The organism is Ramlibacter sp. bp-362, from assembly GCF_054956735.1.
The window spans coordinates 209,742-229,545 of record NZ_JBUDXE010000005.1; the positions used below are offsets into that span (position 1 = coordinate 209,742).

General features: G+C 71.0%; 20 protein-coding genes. 11 read left to right on the forward strand and 9 right to left on the reverse strand.

Annotated elements, in window-relative coordinates:
* Window positions 1–89: 89 nt before the first annotated feature.
* From rpsO to ACY0MJ_RS08930, 3 genes are all read right to left on the reverse strand, one after another.
* Window positions 90–353, reverse strand: a complete 264-nt coding sequence (gene rpsO, locus ACY0MJ_RS08920; protein ID WP_462638030.1) for a 30S ribosomal protein S15 — start codon at window positions 351–353, stop codon at window positions 90–92.
* A gap of 85 nt (window positions 354–438) precedes the next feature.
* A complete protein-coding gene (locus tag ACY0MJ_RS08925; protein WP_462638031.1) occupies window positions 439–1,602 on the reverse strand; it encodes a pyridoxal phosphate-dependent aminotransferase in 1,164 nt (387 codons plus the stop codon).
* A 164-nt stretch (window positions 1,603–1,766) separates the two neighbouring features.
* A complete protein-coding gene (locus tag ACY0MJ_RS08930; RefSeq protein WP_462638032.1) occupies window positions 1,767–3,032 on the reverse strand; it encodes a branched-chain amino acid ABC transporter substrate-binding protein in 1,266 nt (421 codons plus the stop codon).
* 142 nt (window positions 3,033–3,174) lie between these two features.
* Here ACY0MJ_RS08930 and ACY0MJ_RS08935 point away from each other — a divergent pair, with 142 nt between their 5' ends.
* Window positions 3,175–3,549 carry an Hsp20/alpha crystallin family protein gene (locus ACY0MJ_RS08935; RefSeq protein WP_462638033.1) on the forward strand — a complete coding sequence of 125 codons (375 nt, stop codon included), beginning with the start codon at window positions 3,175–3,177 and terminating at the stop codon, window positions 3,547–3,549.
* A gap of 45 nt (window positions 3,550–3,594) precedes the next feature.
* Here ACY0MJ_RS08935 and ACY0MJ_RS08940 read toward each other — a convergent pair whose 3' ends face one another.
* Complete coding sequence (locus ACY0MJ_RS08940) at window positions 3,595–4,239, reverse strand: class I SAM-dependent methyltransferase (protein ID WP_462638034.1); 645 nt, start codon at window positions 4,237–4,239, stop codon at window positions 3,595–3,597.
* Window positions 4,240–4,289: 50 nt separating this feature from the next.
* Window positions 4,290–5,327, reverse strand: coding sequence for a tRNA (adenosine(37)-N6)-threonylcarbamoyltransferase complex transferase subunit TsaD (gene tsaD / locus ACY0MJ_RS08945; RefSeq protein WP_462638035.1), 1,038 nt, complete (start codon window positions 5,325–5,327; stop codon window positions 4,290–4,292).
* Between the two features lie 91 nt (window positions 5,328–5,418).
* Between tsaD and ACY0MJ_RS08950 the strand changes: the two genes are divergently transcribed.
* The 6 genes from ACY0MJ_RS08950 to ACY0MJ_RS08975 are packed head-to-tail and all read left to right on the forward strand — an operon-like array spanning window position 5,419 to window position 12,030.
* Window positions 5,419–6,231, forward strand: coding sequence for a formate/nitrite transporter family protein (locus tag ACY0MJ_RS08950; protein ID WP_462638036.1), 813 nt, complete (start codon window positions 5,419–5,421; stop codon window positions 6,229–6,231).
* A gap of 4 nt (window positions 6,232–6,235) precedes the next feature.
* Window positions 6,236–8,683 carry a nitrite reductase large subunit NirB gene (nirB, locus tag ACY0MJ_RS08955; RefSeq protein WP_462638037.1) on the forward strand — a complete coding sequence of 816 codons (2,448 nt, stop codon included), beginning with the start codon at window positions 6,236–6,238 and terminating at the stop codon, window positions 8,681–8,683.
* A complete protein-coding gene (gene nirD / locus ACY0MJ_RS08960; protein ID WP_462638038.1) occupies window positions 8,680–9,054 on the forward strand; it encodes a nitrite reductase small subunit NirD in 375 nt (124 codons plus the stop codon). Before nirB ends, nirD begins: the two co-directional genes overlap by 4 nt.
* A 56-nt stretch (window positions 9,055–9,110) precedes the next feature.
* The gene (ybiB, locus tag ACY0MJ_RS08965; protein ID WP_462638039.1) at window positions 9,111–10,016 is read left to right on the forward strand and encodes a DNA-binding protein YbiB; all 906 of its coding nucleotides are present in this window, start codon (window positions 9,111–9,113) and stop codon (window positions 10,014–10,016) included.
* The gene (cobA, locus tag ACY0MJ_RS08970; RefSeq protein WP_462638040.1) at window positions 10,013–10,780 is read left to right on the forward strand and encodes a uroporphyrinogen-III C-methyltransferase; all 768 of its coding nucleotides are present in this window, start codon (window positions 10,013–10,015) and stop codon (window positions 10,778–10,780) included. Before ybiB ends, cobA begins: the two co-directional genes overlap by 4 nt.
* A 23-nt stretch (window positions 10,781–10,803) precedes the next feature.
* Entirely contained in the window at window positions 10,804–12,030 is a 1,227-nt protein-coding gene (locus tag ACY0MJ_RS08975; protein ID WP_462638041.1) for a BaiN/RdsA family NAD(P)/FAD-dependent oxidoreductase, read from the forward strand.
* Here the strand turns inward: ACY0MJ_RS08975 and ACY0MJ_RS08980 are convergent.
* On the reverse strand, window positions 12,027–14,687 hold the full coding sequence (locus ACY0MJ_RS08980; protein ID WP_462638042.1) for a hybrid sensor histidine kinase/response regulator: 2,661 nt from the start codon (window positions 14,685–14,687) through the stop codon (window positions 12,027–12,029). The two genes, ACY0MJ_RS08975 and ACY0MJ_RS08980, sit on opposite strands and share 4 nt — an antisense overlap.
* A 197-nt stretch (window positions 14,688–14,884) precedes the next feature.
* Between ACY0MJ_RS08980 and rpsU the strand changes: the two genes are divergently transcribed.
* On the forward strand, window positions 14,885–15,097 hold the full coding sequence (gene rpsU, locus ACY0MJ_RS08985) for a 30S ribosomal protein S21 (protein WP_104301834.1): 213 nt from the start codon (window positions 14,885–14,887) through the stop codon (window positions 15,095–15,097).
* A 74-nt stretch (window positions 15,098–15,171) separates the two neighbouring features.
* Window positions 15,172–15,618, forward strand: coding sequence for a GatB/YqeY domain-containing protein (locus tag ACY0MJ_RS08990; protein ID WP_462638043.1), 447 nt, complete (start codon window positions 15,172–15,174; stop codon window positions 15,616–15,618).
* Between the two features lie 6 nt (window positions 15,619–15,624).
* On the opposite strand, the gene pmbA is transcribed toward ACY0MJ_RS08990, so the two are convergent.
* Window positions 15,625–17,001, reverse strand: coding sequence for a metalloprotease PmbA (pmbA, locus tag ACY0MJ_RS08995; protein ID WP_462638044.1), 1,377 nt, complete (start codon window positions 16,999–17,001; stop codon window positions 15,625–15,627).
* Between the two features lie 70 nt (window positions 17,002–17,071).
* Here pmbA and yjgA point away from each other — a divergent pair, with 70 nt between their 5' ends.
* The gene (gene yjgA / locus ACY0MJ_RS09000; protein WP_462638045.1) at window positions 17,072–17,692 is read left to right on the forward strand and encodes a ribosome biogenesis factor YjgA; all 621 of its coding nucleotides are present in this window, start codon (window positions 17,072–17,074) and stop codon (window positions 17,690–17,692) included.
* A complete protein-coding gene (gene mog, locus ACY0MJ_RS09005) occupies window positions 17,685–18,269 on the forward strand; it encodes a molybdopterin adenylyltransferase (RefSeq protein WP_462638047.1) in 585 nt (194 codons plus the stop codon). Before yjgA ends, mog begins: the two co-directional genes overlap by 8 nt.
* A 12-nt stretch (window positions 18,270–18,281) precedes the next feature.
* Here mog and cysE read toward each other — a convergent pair whose 3' ends face one another.
* Together cysE and ACY0MJ_RS09015 are read right to left on the reverse strand one after the other, a co-directional pair.
* Window positions 18,282–19,055, reverse strand: coding sequence for a serine O-acetyltransferase (gene cysE, locus ACY0MJ_RS09010; RefSeq protein ID WP_462638049.1), 774 nt, complete (start codon window positions 19,053–19,055; stop codon window positions 18,282–18,284).
* 26 nt (window positions 19,056–19,081) lie between these two features.
* Entirely contained in the window at window positions 19,082–19,804 is a 723-nt protein-coding gene (locus ACY0MJ_RS09015; protein ID WP_462638050.1) for an RNA methyltransferase, read from the reverse strand.

The window sequence follows — 19,804 nt, forward strand, 5'->3', positions numbered from 1 at the left end:
CTAGCGTTCATCCGGTCCTTCGCTCCGAAGTGAAAAACGCCTGAGGCAGTCGTGAAAACCGTCCCAGGCGTTTCGTGGCGGGTGCGCTGTTACTTGCGCAGGCCCAGCTTGCCGATCAGGGCCGTGTAGCGCTCGGCGTCCTTGTCCTTCAGGTACGCGAGCAGGCTCTTGCGGCGGTTCACCAGGCGCAGCAGGCCGCGGCGGCCGTGGTGGTCCTTGGCGTGCGTCTTGAAGTGCGGGGTGAGCTCGTTGATGCGGGCGGTCAGCAGCGCGACCTGCACTTCGGGGCTGCCGGTGTCGTTGGCGCCGCGCGCGTGGGCGGCGACGACCTCTGCCTTGTTGATGGCGGTCATGGGGTGTCCTTGGAAAGTTGTTGACTTGCGTGGCGCTGCCGGAACTGCGGCGCCACGTGCGCTCTGCGGGTGCAGAACCGGGGGATTATAGCGGACGCTGTCCCAGCCAGCTCGCCAGCCGGTCGACGCCCTTGCGCAGCCGCCCCAGGTCCTTCGAGGCGAAGCACCACCTGAGCCAGCCCTGCGCCTCCGGCGCGAAGGCGTTGCCGGGGGCCAGGCCGATGCCGGCCTCGGCGACCAGGCGCTTGGCCAGCACCAGGGAATCGTCGAAACCGTCCAGCTTGAAGAAGGCGTACATGCCGCCCCTGGCCGGCGTCAGCTCCACGCCCGGCAGCCCCTGCAGCAGCGGCACCAGGGTGTCGCGGCAGGTCTTCAGGTGCGCCACGATGCGGGGCGTCACTTCGTCGGTGCGGCGCATCGCCTCGACGGCGGCGCGCTGGGTGAAGACGCTGGCGCAGGAGGTGTTGAACTCGATCAGCTTGCCCATCGGGTGGGTCATCTCCGGCGGCATCACCAGCCAGCCGAGCCGCCAGCCCGTCATGAGGAAGCTCTTGGAGAAGCTGTGCGCCACCACGAGCCGGTCGTCCGGCTGCGCGACGTCCAGGAAGCTGGGGGCGCAGGCGTTGGGCGTGGGCTCGTAGTACAGACGTTCGTACACCTCGTCGGCCAGGATCCAGGTGCCGGTCTTGCGGCAACGCGCCAGGATGGCCTGCTGCTCCTCGCGGGTGAGCGTCCAGCCGGTGGGGTTGTTCGGAGCGTTGACGATCAGCAGCTTGGTGGCCGGCGTGATCGCGTCCAGCAGCGCGCGCAGGTCGAGCGTCCAGGCGCCGTCGCGGGGTTGCAGCGACACGGGCTTCAGCTTCGCGCCCATGATCAGCGCCTGCGCGGTCAGGTTGGGCCACACCGGCGTGACCGCCACGACCTCGTCGCCCGCGTCCACCACGGCCTGGCAGGCGAGCATCAGGGCGTTGACGCCGCCGGAGGTGACGGCGATGCGCTCGACGCCGATGGGCCCGTGCAGCTTCGAGGCGTAGCCGGAGATCGCCTCGCGCAGCTCCGGCAGGCCCAGGTTGTGGGCGTAGAAGGTTTCCCCCGCCCGCAGGGACGCGATGGCCGCCTCGCGGATGAACTCCGGCGTGACCTCGTCGCTCTCGCCGAACCAGAACGGCAGCACGTCGGAGCGCCCCATCCCGGCATTGGCCACTTCACGGATCTTGGACTCTTCGAGGTCGAGGACGGTCTGGCGCATGGGGTGATTTTCTCAGAAGCCGAGGTTTCGGGCGTTCGACGAAAGGAACGCAGAGGACGCAGAGGTCACGCAGAGAACGCAAAGAACACCCTTGAATGGTTTTTCTCTGCGTTCTCTGCGTAACCTTTGCGCACTCTGCGTTCTCGCTCTCCGCCAGTCCGGCCCTAATCGGGCCGCACCATGCGGCACGTATGCGGCATTTCCGCCTGGGAAGCCGGGATCTGGCGCACCACGCGGAAGCCGTAGCCGGAGCCTTCCACGTCGAAGGGGACGCCCGGCGTGCCCTGGCGGTCCATGATGCCGACGACGAGCGGCTGCTGGAACTGGTGGTCGGCGGCGCGCATGTGGCCGGACTGGCCGGCGAAGGTCAGTTGCACTTGCTCCAGCGCGCGGGCCAGCGGCACCGCCTCGCTCGTGCCGGCGCGCCCGATGGCCTGCGCCAGCGCCTCCACCAGCATCTGCATGCGCAGGTGCACGTAGTCGTCGGCCGGGCGCGGGAAGCGCGCACGGAAGCTGCGGTAGAAGGCCTCGCTCTCGGGCGTGGGCACGTTGGGCAGCCAGTCGGCCACGGCGACCACCTTGCCGATGCCGGCGTCGCCGATCGCGGCCGGCGCGCCGAGCGCGTTGCCGTAGAAGGTGAAGAAGCGGCCCTCGAAGCCGGCGTCGCGCGCCGCCTTGACCAGCAGCGTCAGGTCGTTGCTGAAGTTGCCGGTGATCACGGCGTCGGCGCCGCTCGCCTGGATCTTCGCCGCGTAGGGCGCGAAGTCCTTGATGCGCAGCAGCGGATGCAGTTCGTCGGCCACGATCCGGATGTCGGGGCGCTGCTGCGCGAGCTGCCGCCGCGCCTCGCGCTGCACCGCGTGCCCGAAGCTGTAGTCGGGATTGAGCAGGTACACCGACTTCACCGCGCGGTCCTCGCGCAGCACCGACATCAGCGCCGTCATGCGCATGTCCGCGTGGGCGTCGAAGCGGAAGTGCCAGAAGCTGCACTTCTCGTTGGTGAGCACCGGGTCGACGGCGGAGTAGTTGAGGAACACGACGCGGCGCTGCGGCTCGCGCTCGTTGTGGCGGTTGATCGCCTCCACCAGCGCCGCGGCGACCGCGGAGGAATTGCCCTGCAGGATCACGCGGGCGCCGTCGTCGATGGCGGAGCGCAGCGCCGACAGCGCCTCCTCGATCTGGCCCTTGCTGTCGTAGCGATCGAGCTGCAGCGGACGCGCTCCGGCGCGCGTGCGCACGCCGCCGCGCTGGTTGACGCGCTCCACGGCCCACGCGAGGTTGCGGAACACCGCCTCGCCGCCGTTGGCGTTGCCGCCGGAAAGGCCTTCGATGAGCGCCAGCTTGACGGGGACGGATTGCGCGATGGCGAGGGCGGGGAGAAATGCCGCCGCGGCCAGCGATTTCAAGACCGCTCGACGGGGTTTTTTCATCACGGGAAATCCTTGAAATGCGCGCGCCGGTACGCAGATGGGTTACCAGGCGGCGATCGATGTGCGAGAGCCGCGCAGTTTAAGGGACGCGTGGGCACCGATCGCGCCGCGCCCCACCCCGATAGCGACAAGGAGTTTGATCATGTTCTACGCACCCGCCCTTCGCAGCCGCGCCTTCGCGCCCGCCCGGTCCTTCGACCGCAGCTTCGAGCGCTTCCTCAACGACTCCTTCTTCGGCGCCTTCGACGGCCTGAAGGTGGAACAGAACGACGAGGCCTGGACCCTGTCGCTCGACCTGCCGGGCGTGAGCCGCGAGCAGCTGGCGATCGACGTCGACGGCACCGTCGTCCGCGTGCAGACGGCCAAGGAAGCCGCCCGCCAGTACAAGCTGGCCTACGAGCTGCCGGCCGAGATCGACGCCGACGCCACCAGCGCCAAACTGGAAAACGGCGTGCTGACCCTCACCCTGGGCAAGAAGAAGCCCGTGGTGACGGCGCGGCAGATTTCGGTGCAGTGAACCTGCGCCGGATGGCGGCAAAAGGCCCGCTTGCGCGGGCCTTTTTCATGCCGGCTTCCGCGCCACGAGTCCGATGAGCGCCGAGTGCCCCTTGTGACCGGTGCCTTCCGCCAGCTCCGCCTCGTACTCCTGCAGCTCCAGGATCTCCATCCCGGCGAAGGCATCCCGAAGCAGCCCCGGCGTGTACATGTGCGACGCGATCGGCGGGCCGCCGGTGCGGAATTCCAGCTGGCGCGGCGTGTAGCCCTGCAGCAGCAGCAGGCCGCCCGGCTTGAGGCAGCGCACCATGCCCGCGAAGATGCGCGAGCGCAGCACCGGGTCGGCGAACTGGATGAAGATGGCCACGACGCCGTCGTAGAGGTTGTCGGGCCAGGGCAGCTGCGCGATGTCGGCCACCGCGAAGTTCACCTTCACGCCCGTGATGCGGGCGAAGTCGCGCGCCTTGCGCACGCCCACCTCGGAAATGTCGAAGGCATCGACGATCAGCCCCCGCTGCGCCAGGAACACGCTGTTGCGTCCTTCGCCATCGGCCACCGACAGGATGCGCTGGCCGGCTTCCCACCGGTCCGCATGGGCGTGCAGCCACCCGTTCGGCTCCGTGCCGAACAGGTAGCCGGCCTGCGAGAAGCGGCGGTTCCAGGTGCCGGCCGGGTCGTCGAAGGGCGGCATGGAGCTGGCGGGAACGCTCATGCCTTCATCTTAGGCACGGGTCGCGCTGCCGCTGACTGAGGGAAACCCCGTCAGGAATTCGCCAATGCCTCCAGGGGCCAGCGCGGCTTGACGTCGAAGGCGTAGGCCGCCCGCGCTTCCTGCACGCCCGCCTGCAGCCGCATGGCCGCGGCCAGCGCGATCATGGCCCCGTTGTCGGTGCACAGGGCCGGCTCCGGGTAGTGCACGCGCAGGTGGCGCCGCGCGCAGGCGGCGTCCAGCTGGGCGCGCAGCCGCCGGTTGGCGCCGACGCCCCCGGCCACCACGATCCGGTCCAGGCCGCTGCGGTCGAGCGCGGCCAGCGACTTCTTCACCAGCACCTCGACGATCGCCGCCTCCGTGGCGGCGGCCAGGTCGGCGCGGCGCGCCGGCAGGTCGGCACCGAGCTTGTGCACCTGCGTCAGCACGGCCGTCTTGAGCCCCGCGAAGGAGAAGTCGAGGTCGCCGCTGTGCAGCAGCGGGCGCGGCAGCCTGAAGGCCGCGGGATCGCCCTGCTCCGCCAGCTTCGACAGCGCCGGCCCGCCCGGGTAACCCAGGCCCAGCAGCTTGGCCGACTTGTCGAAGGCCTCGCCCGCGGCGTCGTCGATCGTTTCGCCCAGCAGCGTGTAGCGGCCGACGCCGTCCACCTGCATCAGCTGCGTGTGGCCGCCGGAGACCAGCAGCGCGATGAAAGGGAAGGACGGCGGGTCGCTGCCGAGGAAGGGCGAGAGCAGGTGCCCTTCCAGGTGGTGCACGCCCAGCACCGGCCGGTCCAGCGCCGCGCCCAGCGCGCAGGCCACGCCCGCGCCCACCAGCAGCGCGCCGGCGAGCCCCGGGCCGCGCGTGTACGCGACCACGTCGACGTCGGCGAGCGATGCACCCGACTCCGCCAGCACCTGCTGCGCGAGCGGCAGCACGCGGCGGATGTGGTCGCGGCTCGCGAGTTCGGGCACCACGCCGCCGTAGGCCTGGTGCATGTCCACCTGGCTGTGCAAGGCGTGCGCGCGCAGGCGCGGGACCGCGGCGGCGCCGGTCTCGACCAGGGCGACGCCCGTCTCGTCGCAGGAGGATTCGATGCCCAGCACGATCATGCGGGCAGTGTAGCGGCGCACGAAAAGCGTGCGTGGCGGCTGGCACGGAGCCTGCTTGGGGAAAGGTGTTTCCTTCCACCCAGGAGTCTCCATGGCCTATCTCGTCCCCACCGAATTCGTGACCAGGATGGTCGACGCGGGGGAATCCAAGATCTTCATGTCCACGCGCGACACCGTGATCCGCGCCTACATGGCCGGCGCGATCCTGGCCCTCTCGGCCGCGTTCGCGGTGACCATCAGCGTGCAGACCGGCAACGCGCTCGTGGGCGCCATCCTGTTCCCCGTCGGCTTCTGCATGCTGTACCTGATGGGGTTCGACCTGCTGACCGGCGTCTTCACCCTGGCGCCGCTGGCGCTGATCGACCGCCGGCCGGGCGTCACGCTGCGCGGCGTGCTGCGCAACTGGTCGCTGGTGTTCCTGGGCAACTTCGCCGGCGCGCTCACGGTGGCGCTGTTCATGGCGGTGATCTTCACCTTCGGCTTCTCCATCGCGCCCAACGTCGTGGGCGAGAAGATCGGCCACATCGGCGAGAGCCGCACGCTCGGCTACGCGGCCTACGGCGCCGCCGGCATGCTGACGCTGTTCATCCGCGGCGTGCTGTGCAACTGGATGGTGTCCACCGGCGTGGTCGGCGCCATGATGTCCACCAGCCTCACCGGCAAGGTGCTGGCCATGTGGATGCCGGTGATGGTGTTCTTCTACATGGGCTTCGAGCACTCGGTGGTGAACATGTTCCTGTTCCCCTCCGGCCTGATGCTGGGCGGCAGGTTCTCCGTGGCCGACTACATGCTCTGGAACGAGATCCCCACCGTGCTGGGCAACCTGGTCGGCGGCCTCACCTTCGTCGGCCTGGCGCTGTATTCCACCCACGTGCGCACCGCGCCCAAGCGCGTAGCGCTCTGAAGCCATGGAGAAGATGAAGCTGGTGATGGTGGGCAACGGCATGGCCGGCATGCGCACCATCGAGGAACTGCTGAAGATCCAGCCGGGGCTGTACGACATCTCGGTGTTCGGCGCCGAGCCGCACCCGAACTACAACCGCATCCTGCTGTCGCCGGTGCTGGCGGGCGAGCAGACGCTGGAACAGATCGTCCTGAACTCCCGGGAGTGGTACGAGCGGAACGGCATCCGCCTGCACGCCGGCACGAAGGTGGTGCAGGTCGACCGCCGCCGACGCGTGGTGCGCGCCGCCGACGGCACCGAGGCGCCCTACGACCGCCTGCTGCTGTGCACCGGCTCCAACCCGGTGCTCCTGCCCATTCCGGGCAAGGACCTGCGCGGCGTGCTCGCCTACCGCGACATCGCCGACACCCACGCCATGATCGAGGCGGCGGCGAACTACCGCAAGGCGGTGGTCATCGGCGGCGGGCTGCTGGGCCTGGAAGCGGCCCACGGCCTCGCCAAGCGCGGCATGGACGTCACCGTGGTGCACGTGATGCCCTGGCTGATGGAGCGCCAGCTCGACGAGGCCGCGGGCCGCCTGCTGCAGCGGTCGCTGGAGCAACGCGGCCTGAAGTTCCGCATGGGCGCCCGCACGAGCGCGCTGGTCGGAGGCGAGGATGGGCGCGTGCAGGCCGTGCGGTTCGCCGACGGCTCGCAGCTCGAGGCCGACCTGGTCGTCATGGCCGTGGGCATCCGCCCCAACACGGAGCTCGCCGAAGCCTGCGGCCTGCACTGCGAGCGCGGCATCGTGGTGCACGACACGCTGCAGACCGTCACCGATCCGCGCATCTACGCGGTGGGCGAGTGCGCGTCCCATCGCGGCGTCGCCTACGGGCTGGTGGCGCCGCTGTTCGAGCAGGCCAAGGTGGCCGCCAACCAGCTGGCGCAGTTCGGCATCGGCCGCTACACCGGCTCCCTGACTTCCACGCGCCTGAAGGTGACCGGCATCGAGCTGTTCTCCGCCGGCGCCTTCATGGGCGGCGAAGGCGCCGAGGAGATCGTGCTGAGCGACCCCGGCGCGGGCATCTACAAGAAGCTGGTCATCCGCGACGACAAGCTGGTGGGCGCCTGCCTCTACGGCGACACGGTGGACGGCAGCTGGTACTTCCAGCTGCTGCGCGAGGGCCGCACGATCCGCGACATCCGCGAGAAGCTGGTGGCCGGCGCCTCCGGCCTGGGCGACGCCGGCCATGCCGGCCGCAACAAGGCCGCCGCGATGGCCGACGGCGACGAGGTCTGCGGGTGCAACGGCGTGAGCAAGGGCGCGATCTGCCGGGCGATCAAGGAGCAGGGGCTGTTCACGCTGGAGGACGTGCGCAAGCACACCAAGGCCAGCGCGTCCTGCGGCTCCTGCACCGGCCTGGTGGAGCAGATCCTCATGTTCACCGCCGGCGGGGACTACTCCGCCGCGCCGCGCAGGAAGGCCATGTGCGGCTGCACCGACCACAGCCACCAGGAAGTACGCGACGCGATCCGCGCCAACCGGCTGCTCACGATCGCCGACGCGATGCGCTTCATGGAATGGCGCACGCCGGACGGCTGCGCCTCCTGCCGCCCGGCGCTGAACTACTACCTGCTCTCCACCTGGCCCAGGGAGGCGAAGGACGACCCGCAGTCGCGCTTCGTCAACGAGCGCAGCCACGCGAACATCCAGAAGGACGGCACCTGTTCGGTGGTGCCGCGCATGTGGGGCGGCGAGACGAGCGCGTCGGAGCTGCGCCGCATCGCCGACGTCGTCGACAAGTACCGCATCCCGACGGTGAAGGTCACGGGCGGCCAGCGCATCGACCTGCTGGGCGTGAAGAAGGAGGACCTGCGCGGCGTCTGGCAGGACCTCGGCATGCCTTCCGGGCACGCCTACGCCAAGGCGCTGCGCACGGTGAAGACCTGCGTGGGCAGCGAGTGGTGCCGCTTCGGGACGCAGGACTCCACCGGCATGGGCAAGACGCTGGAGCGCGCGCTGTGGCGCATGCAGGCGCCGCACAAGGTGAAGCTGGCCGTCTCCGGCTGCCCGCGCAACTGCGCCGAGGCCGGCATCAAGGACGTCGGCGTGATCGGCGTCGACTCCGGCTGGGAGATCACCGTCGGCGGCAACGGCGGCATCAAGACCGAGGCGGGCCAGTTCCTCTGCAAGGTGAAGACCGCCGAGGAGGTGCTGGAAGTGAGCGGCGCCTTCCTGCAGCTGTACCGAGAGGAAGGCTGGTACCTGGAACGCACCGTGCACTACCTGGCGCGCGTCGGCCTGGAGCACGTGAAGAAGCGCGTCGTGGACGACCTCGCGGGCCGCAACGCGCTGTGGGCGCGGCTGCAATCCGCCCTGGAGGGCGAACCCGACCCCTGGTCGGAACCGGAGAAGGCGGGCGTGGACACGCGCCAGTTCAGCAGGCTGCAGGCGGAGGGACAGGCGGCATGAAGGCGAAGGAGTGGCAGGTGGTCTGCCGGGTGGAGGACATCCCGGTGCGGGGCGCGCGGCGCGTCGCGCGCCCGCGCGGCCTCGATGTCGCCGTGTTCCGCAACGACAGCGGCGGAGTCTTCGCGCTGCTCGATCGCTGCCCGCACCAGGGCGGGCCGCTGTCGCAGGGCATCGTATTCGGCACCAGCGTGGCCTGCCCGCTGCACAACTGGACGATCGGCCTGGAGGACGGCTGCGCGCGGGCGCCCGACGAGGGCTGCACGCAGCGATTCTCCTGCCGCGTGGAGGGCGGCGCCGTACTGCTGGATGCGGTGGAACTGGCGACGCTCGCGATCGACGCGGAAGCGCCGAAGGCGGGGCCGCGCCGCTGAGCCTGCGCCATCTTTGCTCATAACGCCGAGTCATCAACCCTCTGGGACAATTGCGCGTGGGCATCAGCCAGTACCTCAAGGAGATCGGCCGCGGCAGCCAGGGCGCGCGTTCGCTCGACCGCGCGCAGGCGGCGGACCTGTTCGGGCAGGTCCTCGACGGCACGGTCACGGACCTCGAGGTCGGCGCCTTCTGCATCGCCATGCGCGTGAAGGGCGAGACGGCGGAGGAGATGTGCGGCTTCCTCGACGCGACGCAGCAGCGGCTGCGGCACGTCAGGGCCGCCGGCGACCAGCCCGTCATCGTCCTGCCCAGCTACAACGGCGCCCGCCGGCTGCCGGCGCTCACGCCGCTGCTGGCGCTGCTGCTGGCGCGCGAAGGCCTGCCCGTGCTGGTGCACGGCACGTCCACCGAAGAGGGCCGTGTCGCCGTGCGCGAGGTCTTCGAGGCGCTGGACCTGCCCGCCGCGACCGCCGTCCCGCAACTGCAGGCAGGCCGCGTCGCCTTCGTTCCCACCGAACTGCTGTGCCCCGGCCTGAAGCGCCTGCTGGACGCGCGCCGCGCCATCGGCCTGCGCAACAGCGCCCACAGCCTCGTGAAGCTGATGAATCCCTGCGCCGGCCCGGCGGTGATCGTCGGCAGCTACACCCATCCCGAATACGCGGTGTCCATGGGCGAGGTGTTCGCGCGCATGCGCGGCACGGCCCTGCTGCTGCGCGGCACCGAAGGCGAGGCCGTCGCCGATGCGCGCCGGCTGCCGGAGATGGTGGGCTTCGTGCGCGGCGAGCGCTTCGTCCTGGAACAAGGCCGCAAGGGAACGCTGACCGACCTGCCGGCGTTGCCCACCGGGCCCGACGCGCAGGGGGCCGCACGCTACATCGCCGACGTGCTGGCCGGGCGCGTGCCCGTGCCGGCATCGATCGCCCTGCAAGGACAACACCTCCTCCATCTCGCCACCGCATGAACACAGGCAAGGTCACCCTCGTCGGCGCCGGTCCCGGCGACCCGGAACTGCTCACCCTCAAGGCGCTCAAGGCGATCCGGGCGGCCACCGTCCTGCTGGTGGACGACCTGGTCAGCCCCGAAGTCGTGGCGCATGCGTCGCCGCAGGCCCGCGTCGTCCACGTCGGCAAGCGCGGCGGCTGCCGCAGCACGCCGCAGGCCTTCATCGAGAAGCTGATGGTGACCGCCGCCCGCGAGGGCGAAAACGTGGTGCGGCTCAAGGGCGGCGACCCCTTCATCTTCGGCCGCGGCGGCGAGGAGGTCGAGCACCTGCGCGCGGCCGGCGTCGCGGTGGAGGTGGTCAACGGCATCACTTCCGGCCTGGCGGCGGCGAACACCCTGGGCGTGGCCCTCACGCACCGGGACCATGCGCAGGGCGTCATCTTCATCACCGGCCATCCCCGGCAGGGCGCCGACGCGCCGGACTGGAAGGCGCTGGCGGCGACGGCGCACCAGGCGCGCCTCACGCTGGTGATCTACATGGGCGTGCGCACCGCGAGCCGCATCCAGCAGGACCTGCTCACCGGCCTGCCCGCCGGCACGCCCGTGGCCGTGGTGCAGCGCGCCTCGCTGCCGCAGCAGCGCCATTGCGTCACCACCCTGGGCGAGCTGGCCGCCACCATCGCCCGCGAGGGGCTCGCCAGCCCGTCGGTGATCGTCGTCGGCGACGTGGTGCGCGGCGTCGCCCTCGCGCGGGAAGCCCTGCCGCGGACGCGCGCCGCCTGAGGCCGCACCGATAATGCGCGTCCATGCCGGACGCGCCCCCCTCCCCCGCCCGCTTCGATGCCGTCGTGATCGGCGCTGGCGCCGCCGGCCTCTTCTGCGCCGGGGTCGCCGGCCAGCTGGGCGTGAAGGTCCTCCTGGTGGACCACGCGGAGAAGGTCGCCGAGAAGATCCGCATCTCCGGCGGCGGCCGCTGCAACTTCACCAACCGCGACCTCGATCCGCGCGCGCCGCACAAGCACTTCCTGGGCGAGAACCCGAACTTCTGCCGCTCCGCGCTGGCCCGCTACACGCCGGCGGACTTCCTGGCGCTGGTGCAGCGCCACGGCATCTCCTTCCACGAGAAGCACAAGGGCCAGCTGTTCGGGGACCGCTCCTCCGAGGACTTCATCCGCATGCTGCTGGCCGAATGCGCGGCCGGCGGCGTGACGCACTGGCAGCCCTGCGCCGTCGGCGCGATCCGGCACGGCGCGGCCGGCTACGAGGTGGAGACCAGCCGCGGCACCGTGCAGGCGGACTCGGTCGTCATCGCCACCGGCGGCCTATCGATCCCGAAGATCGGCGCGACCGATTTCGGCTACCGCGTCGCGCAGCAGTTCGGCCTGGAGCTCGTGCCGCCGCGGCCGGCGCTGGTGCCCCTCACCTTCGACGGCGCCGCCTGGGCGCCGTTCGCGCAGCTGGCCGGGCTGGCGCTGCCGGTGCGCATCGCCACCGGCGCGCGCAAGGAGCGCATGGCCTTCGACGAGGACCTGCTGTTCACGCACCGGGGGCTGAGCGGCCCGGCCGTCCTGCAGATCTCCAGCTACTGGCGCGAGGGCGCCGCCTTGCAGGTGGACCTGGCGCCGGGGCGCGACCTCGCGCAGGAACTGCTGCAGGCCAAGGCGCGCTCGCGCCGCAAGCTGGCCAACGAGCTGGCGCAGTGGGTGCCGGCGCGGCTGGCCGAGGCCTGGGTGCAGCAGGACCCGGCCTGGCAGCGGCCCGTCAACGAGGCCGGCGACCGCGCGCTGCAGCAACTGGCCGGGCGCCTGTCGCGGTGGGAACTGGTGCCGACCGGCTCGGAAGGCTACCGCAAGGCGGAGGTGACGGCGGGCGGCGTGGACACCCGCGAGCTGTCCTCGCAGACGCTGGAGTCGCGCCAGCCGGGGCTGTACTTCATCGGCGAGGTGGTGGACGTGACGGGGTGGCTGGGGGGCTACAACTTCCAGTGGGCGTGGGCGAGCGGGTTCGCGTGCGCGCGGGCGTTGGCGGCCTAGCGGCGGGCCAGCAGGCGGTCGAGCGTCGCGAACAGGCGATCGGGGCTCACCGGCTTGACGAGGTGTTCGTCGAAGTGGGAGGACAGCGCCCGCTCACGGTCCTTGTCGCTGCCGTATCCCGTCAGGGCCACCAGCCGGGCGTCCGCCATGCGCGCGTCGGCCCGCATCCGGGCCGCGAGCGAGTAGCCGTCCTCGCCGGGCAGGCCGATGTCGAGCAGGGCGAGCTGCGGTACGTAGCCGTCCAGCAGGTCCATCGCGCTGCCGGCGTCGGCCGCGCAGCGCACCTCGTAGCCCAGCACCCGCAGCAGGTCGGCCAGGGTCTGCGCCGCATCGGTGTTGTCGTCGACGACCAGCAGCCGCGCCTGGCCAGCGGAGGAGGACGGCTTCGCCTGCAGCGCGTCGGCGGCCTCGGGGGCGAGCGCCTCCTCCGGCAGCGTGGGCAGGCGCACGGTGAAGCGGCTCCCCCGGCCCGGCCCGTCGCTTTCGGCCCGCACCTCGCCCCCGTGCATCCGGACCAGCATGCGCACGATCCCCAGGCCGAGGCCCAGGCCGCCGGACCGGCGGTCCAGCGCCTGGTGGCCTTGCACGAACAGGTCGAACACCTGCGGCAGCAGTTCCGGCTCGATGCCGCGCCCGGAATCCTCCACCACCAGTTCGGCCTGCCCGCCCGCCTCGTCCAGCGCGAGCCGCACCTCGCCGTCGGCGGGCGTGAACTTGGCGGCATTCGCCAGCAGGTTGCACAGCACCTGCGTGAGGCGCGTGAGGTCGCCGTGCACGCACACCGGGCGCTCCGGCAGCCGGACCTGCACGGGGGCGGCGCGGCGCTGGAAGACGGGTTGCGTCTGTTCCAGCGCCTGCCGGACCGCGGTGCGCAGGTCGATCGCCTCGCGCTGCAGGTCCACCTTGCCCCGGGTGATGCGGGAGACATCGAGCAGGTCGTCGATCAGGCGCGACAGGTGCCGCACCTGCCGCCCGATGATCCGCCGTTCCTCCAGGTGCGCGTCGGCATCGCGCCGGGACATCAGCTCCAGCGCGGTGGCGATCGGCGCCAGCGGGTTGCGCAGTTCGTGGCCCAGCATGGCCAGGAACTCGTCCTTCGCGCGGCTGGCGTTCTCCGCCTGCCGGCGGGCCGCCTCGGCCTCGGCATAGGCGCGGGCGTTGTCCAGGGCCAGTGCCGCGCGATGCGCGAGCTCCTGGACCAGCGTGCGGTCGGCCTGCGCCAGGTCGCGCCCCGACTCCGCCTGCACCACGCCCATCGCGCCGATGGTGCGGCCGCGCGCGACCAGCGGCACGATGTAGTGCACGCGCATGCCGAACATGCCGGTGTACTCCTTCAGCACGGGATCGTCCGCTTCCGGCGGCTCGCTGAAGCGGCCATAGTGCGGCTGCGAATGGGCCATGCACCAGGCCATGGAGCCGACCGTCTCCGCCGACGCGCGCATGCCGCGCGCCACCTCCAGCGCCCGGGCGGCCCGCGCCGGGTCGCTGTGGTGCGCCATCCGTGCCTGCGGCGTGCCCTGTTCGTCCAGCAGGTCGATGCGGCACCAGTCCGCCACCTCCGGCACGATCACGGCGGCGATCGCCCGCAGCGTCTCTTCCGGGTCGAGCGAGCCGCGGGCCAGCATGGTCCCGGCGCGGGCGAGCAGGTCGAGCCCGTGCCGCGCCTCCTCGGCCTCGGTCCGCGCCTTGCGCTCGGCGGCCAGCAGCTCCATGCGCTCGGTGATGTCGATGTTGGCGCCGATCATGCGCAGCGGCCTGCCCTGCGCGTCGCGCACGAGCTCGCTGCGGGTGGAGATCCAGCGCATGCTGCCGTCCGCCAGCGGCGCACGGAATTCGACGGCATATTGCGGCCCCCCCTCCAGGGCCGAGCGCAGGGCCGCCTCCACCCGGGGCAGGTCCTCCGGGTGCACGCGGGCGCGGAAGCCGGCGAGCCCGCCGGTGTCGCTGCCCACCGTCATGCCGTGCATGGCGTAGACGCGGTCGCTCCACGACACCTCGCCGGACACGATGTCCCAGTCCCAGATGCCGACCTGGCCGGCCTCCACGGCCATGTGCAGCTGCTCGCTGCTCTGGCGCAGGGCGGCCTCGGAAGCCTCGTGCTGCGAAACCAGCCGGGCGGTGACCACCAGCGGCGCCGCGAGGATCGCCAGTTCCGCCGCGAGTTCCAGGTGGTCCGCCGTGTGCGTGCGGCCGGACGCGCCCATGAACAGCGTCAGCGCGCCCACCAGCTCGTCCCGGTAGCGCACCGGCACCGTGATCATGGAATGGAACGCCAGCTCCCGCAGCAGCCGCAGGTGCTGCTCGTTGGCCGCGACCTGGCGGTACCACTCCTCGCCGATGCGCGGGTGCAGCGCCGCCTCGCCGGTGGAGAGGGCGCAGAGGTTGAGGCTGGGGTGGACCTGGCGCACCCATTGGGTCGGCGCGAGCAGGGCCTCGATGTGGGGCGCTTCGTGCGCCGCCACCGTGCGCCGGACCTCGCCGGGCGCCGCGACGACGTCGAAGAAACCGAAGTCGCCCAGCGCCGGCAGGCACGCCGCGAGCGTCTGCCGCAACGTGCCTTCGAAATCGCTGGCGGACGCGAGCAGGCGCGCCGCGCGGCCCAGCACCTGGCGCTGCTCCTGCAACCGCTCGCCGTCGGAAGGGCGGGACGGGACCACGCTCCGATTCTGGCCCATTTCGCGCCGGGCGGGGCCGCCGGGGCCACGGCCGAGCCAGCGCGCTTGCCGGTCTTTGCCATGCAGCTATAATCTCGGGCTTTGCTGGCAAACCCCCACCGGCCTGATCGACCTAGAGGTGGGGAACCCCCGGCGGATGCCCTCGATCTTCATCCGCCACAATGGATTTTCAGGAAGTCATGACGACCATTCGTGTCAAGGAAAACGAGCCGTTTGACGTGGCGCTGCGCCGCTTCAAGCGCACCATCGAGAAGCTGGGCCTGCTCACCGAGCTGCGCGCCCGCGAGTTCTACGAGAAGCCCACGGCCGAGCGCAAGCGCAAGAAGGCCGCCGCCGTGAAGCGCCACTTCAAGCGCGTGCGCAGCATGCAGCTGCCGAAGAAGCTCTACTGAGCCCAGGCGCAGCCTCACCACGAATGCCCGCCTGGGGACGCCCAGGCGGGCATTTTTCATTTTCGGAGAAGGACATGACGCTCAAGGAACGCATCACCGAGGACATGAAGGCCGCCATGCGGGCCCGCGACAGCGAGCGCCTGGGCGCGATCCGCATGCTCACCGCCGCCATCAAGCAGAAGGAAGTCGACGAGCGGCTGGACCTGGACGACGTCGGCGTGGTCGCCATCGTCGACAAGCTGCTCAAGCAGCGCAAGGACAGCATCGAGGCCTTCCAGAAGGCCGGCCGCCAGGACCTGGCCGACAGGGAGCAGGCCGAGGCAGCCGTGCTGCAGGCCTACCTGCCCGCCCGGCTGTCGGCCGACGAGATCGCGGCGGAGGTGAAGGCGATCGTGGCCGAGACCGGCGCGAAAGGCCAGTCCGACATGGGCAAGGTCATGGGCGCCGCCAAGCAGCGCCTGGCCGGCAAGGCCGACATGGGCCAGGTCAGCGCGGCGGTGAAGGCGGCGCTGGCCTCCTGACCCGGATCAGGACCCGGCCACCTTCATCCGGTTCACCAGGATGGACCCGACGGTCTTGGCGCCGTAGTTGTAGACGTCGGAACCCACGGCCTCGATCCCCCGGAACATCTCCCTGAGGTTGCCCGCGATCGTGATCTCCTGCACCGGGAACGCGATCTCGCCGTTCTCGACCCAGAAGCCGCTGGCGCCGCGCGAGTAGTCGCCGGTCACGTAGTTGACGCCCTGCCCCATCAGTTCGATGACGAAGAGCCCCGTGCCCAGCTTGCGCAGCATCTCCGGCAGGTCGTCGCCCGGCTGCGTGCGGCGCGAGGTCAGCGACAGGTTGTGCGAGCCGCCGGCGTTGCCCGTGGTGCGCATGCCCAGCTTGCGCGCCGAATAGCTGCTGAGGAAGTAGCCCTCCACCCGCCCTGCGTCCACCACCTTGCGCGCCCGCGTGCGCACGCCCTCCTCGTCGAAGGCGGCGCTGCCCTTGCCGCGCGGCACGAAGGGATCCTCCAGCACGTCCACGTGGTCGGCGAAGACCTGCTTGCCGAGCGAATCGACGAGGAAGCTGCTCTTGCGGTAGAGCGAGCCGCCGCTGGTGGCCTGCACGTAGGCGCCCAGCAGCCCGGCGGCGAGCGGCGACTCGAACAGCACCGGGCATTCGCGCGTGGGGATCTTGCGCGACTTGAGCCGCGCCAGCGCCCGCTCCGCGGCATAGCGGCCGATGGCTTCCGGCGAGGCGAGCTCGGCGGCCGAGCGCATGGAGCTGTACCAGGCGTCGCGCTGCATGTCCTCGCCGCGGCCGGCGATCGGCGCCACCGAGATCGAATGCCGCGAGCTGGCGTAGCCGCCGCGGAAGCCGTGCGAGTGCGCGCTGAAGAAATGGCTCTGCTGCGCCGACACGCCGGCACCCTCGCTGTTGGTGATGCGCTTGTCGGTCGCGAAGGCGGCCCGCTCGCAGCGGATCGCCAGCTCCGCCGCCTGCTCGCTCGTGATGTCCCAGGGGTGGAACAGGTCGAGGTCCCGGTGGGCGCTGGCCGGCGCCACGTCCTCGGCGTCGGGCAGGCCCGCCACCGGATCCTGCGCCGTGAAGCGGGCGATGTCGTAGGCGGCCTGCACCGTGCGCTCGATCGCGGGGCGCGAGAAGTCGGAGGTGCTGGCATTGCCGCGCTGGCTGCCCACGTAGACGGTGATGCCCAGCGACTTGTCGCGGTTGCGCTCCACCGTCTCCAGTTCGCCCTTGCGCACGGAAACGCTCAGGCCGCAGCCCTCGGAAGCCTCCGCACCGGCATCGCTGGCCCCCAGCTTGCGCGCGTGCGCCAGGGCGAAGTCGACCAGTTCCTCGAAATCGGCGCGGCTGTAGCTGAAGCCGGATCCGTCCTGCGCGGGTGCTTTGTTCATGGCGGGCTATGATACTTGTGCAACGCAGCGCAGGCGTCCCTGCCGCTGCCACCTCCTCTCATTCCCACGCATGCCTCGCAAACCCCGCAAGGGCTATTTCGTCAAGGGCCAGTTCGTCGCCGAGGGCAGCGAACTCGATCTCGCGCTGCAGGCCGAGCTGCGCGGCACCGAGCCGAGCCGCACCGAACTGAAGAAGGAAAGCGCCGAACTGCAGAAGCTCGGCGAGGCCCTGCTCACGCTGCGCGCGGACCTCATGGAGCGCCTGGCGCTGCCCGAGAACCTGCTGACGGCACTCGACGAGCTGCGGCGCATCAGCAACTTCGAAGGCCGCCGGCGCCAGCTGCAATACGTGGGCAAGCTGATGCGCGGGCTGGAGCCCGACACACTGGCCGCCATCCGCGGGGCGCTGGACGAACAGCGCAGCGGCTCGGCGCAGCAGACCCTGGCGCTGCACGCGGCGGAGAAATGGCGCGACGACCTGATCGCCAGCGACGACGCCCTGCAGCCCTGGCTGCAGGCGCACCCGGACACCGACGTGCAGCAGCTGCGCGCGCTGATCCGCCAGGCGCGCAAGGACGGCACGCCGACCCAGGACGAGGTCTCGCGGGGGGAGGCGCCGCGCCGCGGCCGCGCCTACCGCGAGATCTTCCAGCTGGTGCGCGGGCACCTGGAGCAGGAAGAACATGGCTGACCACGACCCCATCACCATCGGCATCGTCTCGATCAGCGACCGCGCCTCCAGCGGCGTGTACGAGGACAAGGGCCTGCCCGCGCTGAAGGACTGGCTCGCGCGCGCGCTGAAGAACCCCATCGCCTTCCAGGAGCGGCTGATCCCCGACGAGAAGGAGCGCATCAGCGCGACGCTGATCGAGCTGGTCGACGCCGGCTGCTCGCTCGTGCTCACCACGGGCGGCACCGGCCCGGCGCCGCGCGACGTGACGCCCGAGGCGACGCTGGCCGTCGCCGACAAGGAAATGCCCGGCTTCGGCGAGCAGATGCGGCAGGTCAGCCTGCGCTTCGTGCCGACGGCGATCCTGTCGCGGCAGGTTGCCGTGATCCGCGGCAAAAGCCTGATCATCAACCTGCCGGGGCAGCCCAAGGCGATCCAGGAGACGCTGGAAGGCCTGAAGGAAGACGGCAAGCAGGTCGTGAGCGGCATCTTCGCCGCCGTGCCCTACTGCGTGGACCTGATCGGCGGGCCCTACCTCGAGACGAACGACGAGGTCTGCAAGGCGTTCCGGCCGAAGAGCGCGGTGCGGCAACGCTGACGGTTGGGCGGGCTACTTGCCCACGAGTTGCGTCAGCCTGTCCTTCTCGAAGCTCTCCTTCGTCTGCGCGTCCAGCGGCACGCAGGGTTCGCCGCGGTGCGGGTCGGAGAGTTTCTCGATGGCCTGCCACAGCAGGGCGATCTGGTGTTCCTGGGTGGCGGCGTTGTCGATCAGGCCCTTCATGGCCTGCGACAGCGGGTCGTCGCTGGCCGTGACGCCGTAGGCCGAGAAGCCCATCTTGGCCGCCGCCGCCTCGCGCCGGGCCGAATCCTCGGCCTGGATGATGCGCGCCGGGATGCCCACGGCCGTGGCGCCCGCGGGCACGGGCTTGGTCACCACCGCGTTGGAGCCGATCGCCGCGTCGTCGCCGACGGTGAACCCGCCCAGCACCTTGGCGCCCGCGCCGACGACCACGTTGCGCCCCAGCGTCGGATGGCGCTTGGAGCCCTTGGTGAGCGAAGTGCCGCCCAGCGTCACGCCCTGGTAGATCGTGCAGCCGTCGCCCACTTCGGCCGTCTCGCCGATCACGACGCCCATGCCGTGGTCGATGAACACGCCGTCGCCGATGCGCGCGCCCGGGTGGATCTCGATGCCGGTGAGCCAGCGCGAGAACTGCGAGACGAAGCGGGCCAGCCAGCGCAGGCCGCGCTGCCAAAGCCAGTGCGAGCCGCGGTGCAGCACCAGCGCGTGCAGGCCCGGATAGCACGTGACCACCTCCCACTTGCTGCGCGCGGCAGGGTCGCGGTCGAGGATGCACTGGATGTCGGAACGCAGGCGGTTGAACATGGATGGCCGTCGGGTTGACCCGCAGTCTAAGGCCTGCCCTTCCTGCCCGCCTCGGCCATGGCCCTGGCGACACCTCGCAGGATGTGGATTTCCTCGGGGGTCGGTTGCGCGCGGTTGAACAACTGGTTCAGCCGCGGCATCAGCTTCTTCGGCGCGGCCGGATCGAGGAAGCCGACGTCCACCAGCGCCTGCTCCCAGTGCCGCAGCATGCCCCCCAGGGCCGCGGCATCGGCCGCCTCGGGCGCGGGGACCGCCGGCGCGTCGAAGCCGCCCAGCGCCATGCGCCACTCGTAGGCGATCACCTGGACGGCCGCCGCCAGGTTCAGCGAGCCGTAGTCCGGCGCCACCGGGATGCGCAGCGCCGCATGGCAGCGGTACACGTCCTCGTTGCGCATGCCGTAGCGCTCGGAGCCGAAGAGGAACGCGACGTGCTGGCCGGTCGGCGCGATGGCGCCGAGGTGCTCGCGCGGCGTGCGCGTGGGCGGGCCGAAGTCGCGCGGCGTCATCACCGTGGCGCACAGGTGGGTCATGCCTTCGAGCGCCTCGTCGAGGCTGGCGACGGCGCGCGCCCGCGCCAGCACGTCGGCCGCGCCGCTCGCGCGCTCGATGGTCTCCTCGCGCGTGAGCACGTCGTCCCAGCGCGGTTGCACCAGCACCAGGTCGTCGAAGCCCATCACCTTCATGGCGCGGGCGACGGCGCCGACGTTGCCGGCGTGGCTGGTCTGGATCAGGACGAAGCGGGTGGCCAT